The sequence below is a fragment of the Vibrio sinensis genome (genome assembly GCF_003605645.1).
GTDB classification, from domain to species: domain Bacteria; phylum Pseudomonadota; class Gammaproteobacteria; order Enterobacterales; family Vibrionaceae; genus Vibrio; species Vibrio sinensis.
The window spans coordinates 1-3,238 of the sequence record NZ_QVMU01000062.1 but is presented as its reverse complement, the minus strand read 5'-3'; the positions used below and the strand labels follow the sequence as shown (position 1 = coordinate 3,238).

The 3,238-nt window shown below is 48.7% G+C and carries 1 protein-coding gene and 1 pseudogene; both read left to right on the top strand.

The genetic code is table 11. The features are described 5' to 3' along the window. Positions 1–677, top strand: a pseudogene (locus DZ860_RS24860) (hypothetical protein); the annotation flags it as partial. Further along, positions 664–3,238 (top strand): Ig-like domain-containing protein (locus tag DZ860_RS23585; RefSeq protein WP_243641910.1); only part of this gene is annotated, 2,575 nt, incomplete at its 3' end. The pseudogene DZ860_RS24860 and the gene DZ860_RS23585, both read left to right, overlap by 14 nt.

Genomic DNA, 3,238 nt, shown 5'->3' with positions numbered 1-3,238 from the left:
TTCAAGAAGGTGAATCCATCACTATTGATATGTCACAAAGACCATCAGAATCAGTGACGCTTGGCCTTGATGGCATGGGTGGCTATTTTGAAGAAAACCACGCACAGCATCCAACCAGCGTATTGATCACCGTAACGTATGATGACGGCACCACACATCAGCAACAAGTGACCAAACCAGAGGGTGATAACAGCCTATTTAAAGAGGTCACTCTCATTGCGCCTGACGGCAGCACTATCACACACGTCGAGGTTTCTACGATTGGTGACGGTAACTGGGAGCTTCGTTATTTAGAAACCCATACCCCTGATGACAGTTTTGATTACCGCGCAGTGGATAGCGACAACAACGTCAGCGAAGAGCAGACCGTGACGTTAGTGGAAGCCGACAACCAAGCCCCTGATGCGATCAACGATCCGGTTAGTTTCAGTGTCGCACTGGGTTCATTGAACGAAGAGAACAACTTTGCATGGCAAGACAGTGGCGCTGGCATTAGTGCTTCTTATCAAAATAGCGAGCGCGAGATCACCGAGTCCGGTGGTGACCGAGGCGTCAGCGGTGATGAAAATGGCGGCCCGGGCGCACAAATTCAATTTAACCGCGAAACGGGTGAGTCTGAGCAGTTCACCATTGAGTTAGATAAACCGGTGACTAGCTTTAGCTTTGAAGCTGTTTAAAGACGAGGGAGGAACGGATAATCACGAGCAAGGGAAGTGGGTCGCGTATCTTGACGGCAATGCGGTTGCCAGTGGTATGTTCGTCGCCAATGATGGCAAACATAGTGGTACGTACCATTTCGATGAAAACGATCTCAACGGCGTCGCATTCGACAGCATCGTGTTTGAAGCGGTGGACTTTGTTGATGAACCCACTAAAGGTAACGACTCGTCCGATTATTTCTTGAGYGGATTTGAAGCGTCAGGCACAGGTGCGTACGCTGCCAATCAAGGGGATGAGTTGAAAATCCCTATCTCAGAACTCTTGGGTAATGATGTTGACCCAGATGGTGACAACATTCGTTTTACCCATGTGTCGGATGCGAACCATGGCGCTGAAATCAGAGTTGTGGGGGATTTTGTCTATATCCAATTAGACCCTGACCATGTCGGCAATACCAGTTTCGACTATGTGATCACCGATGACAAAGGTGGCTTCGATGAAGCGACCGTATCGATTATCGTCAATCCACTTCCACCAGAAGTTGGTGTTAAYGCGATWGAAATGCTCGATACCACCGTGCTTGAGGGTGAAAATCTCGTTTACAAAGTGGAATTGGAGCAGGGCGTTTTAAAAGAAACCCGCTATGACATCACGTTTGGTCAAGCTGGTGATTCGGCGACAGAGCAAGATGTCGATTTAAGTCAGGTGCAGTTTACTCATGGCGTCACCTACGATGCTGATAACAACCAAATCGTAGTACCTGTGGGAGTAGGTGCATTCTCGGTGTTGATCCCAACGGTTATCGATGGTGTTTATGAAGTCGATGAGTCGTTTACTTTAACGTTGGACACGCAAAGTGGCAGTGGCACGATCGAAAATGTCGATATCCCTAAGGTGAGCGTGTCTCAAGATGTGCGTGTGAGTGAGGGCGATGATGCCGTGTTTATGGTGTCCTTGAACAAAGACACTGAAGCGCCAACCACAATCAATCTTGAACTGAAACATCTCAGCACTGATGGTGGTGATGTTGACGGAATCACAGTGGAGTACCAAACACCAAGTGGATGGCAAACGCTGACTGTTGGAGCCTCGGGTGATGTTGAGTTACCTGCTGGAGTCACAGAAGCTCGGGTGACAATCGCGACCCATGATGACAACAACGCCCCCATTTATGAAGGTGAGGAAAAATTTGAGCTAGTTGTGACGGGAGTTAATGGTGCTCAAGGTGGTGACCGTGGGCAAGCGACGCTTACCGATGATGGTAGTGTCACGCCAGATCAAGGCATAGCGGATGATGACCGACCTACGATAACCTCGGTAACGAGTATCGAAGTGGAAGAGGGACAACACGCGACATTTGATGTCACCATGTCGAACCCAAGCACCACCGCAACGAAGATCAGCCTGTCATTATTTGATGGGGATGCAACGGCACCAGAAGACTTCGATGCGAGCCGAGTAGTGATTGAGTTGGGTTCACCGAGCCAAACCGTCGCGCTAAACGCCAATGGTAGCTTTGAATTTTATCTGCCTGCTGGTGAAACCGAATTTAAAGTATCAGTACAAACCACGGATGATGCATTTGCGGATGATGGCGAACAATTTAGCCTTTCTGTAAAAACCGAATATCAGCAGAATGGCGTTGTGGGTACGGCGACGATTAACGATGAAGATGGTAGCAACCAAAACAACCCACGAGATGCGATTGCAATCGAGTTAACGGGCCCTGATTCGGTGATGGAGGGAGAAGAGACTGCGCCATTTACCATTACATTAAGCGATCCGGCTAACTCAGGGACGCAAACCCCTCTTGCTGCACCGGGCAGCATAGTGACGTTAAGTTATAGTTACACCAACGCTGATGGTGACGATATTACCGAAGTGCTTGAGGCGGTAATTGGCCCTGATGGGCTCACTGCGACATTCTCAATACCGACGACCCAAGATGATGTTTACGAAACGGGTCAAGCATTCACAGTATCAGTCGTTTCCATTAAGGATGGCAATGGTTCGGATGCAAAAGATCTATTTGAAGCACTCGATGTGACCAACGCCCATCAAACGGTTGCGATTGATGACAGCAAAGATAACCCACCAGAAGCGGAAGATTTTACCGTTGAGCTCGTCTCAAACGGTGGGGCTGCGATTGTCTTTAATAGTGACACACCAGCGAACGATCATATTTCAGATGAAGAAGATGACGCATCAAATACACCTGTGGAGGTGGTGATCACCCAGCTGCCGACATCGGGTGTGTTGCTATATGATGGGGTTGAGATCACGCCGGATCAACTTACTAAATTTAACCCGGACGGCAGTGTTGATGGCGTGCTGACCAAATTCGATGCCTCTAAGATCACCTACCAAAATGATGATGAGTCGACCGGATTTATTCTTGGGGTAAAAGAGAGCCCAGAGGATCTGCTGGGAGATGAGAGCACCGAGTCATTCCTTAACTGGGGTGAGCCAGTCGATGGCAAGCCGAATCAGCGTGAACTGACCTTTGAGGGCAGTAACGATGTCATTACCATTACTGCGAATTCAGCTAATGACCAGCCATTAGCGCAATACTACGCTG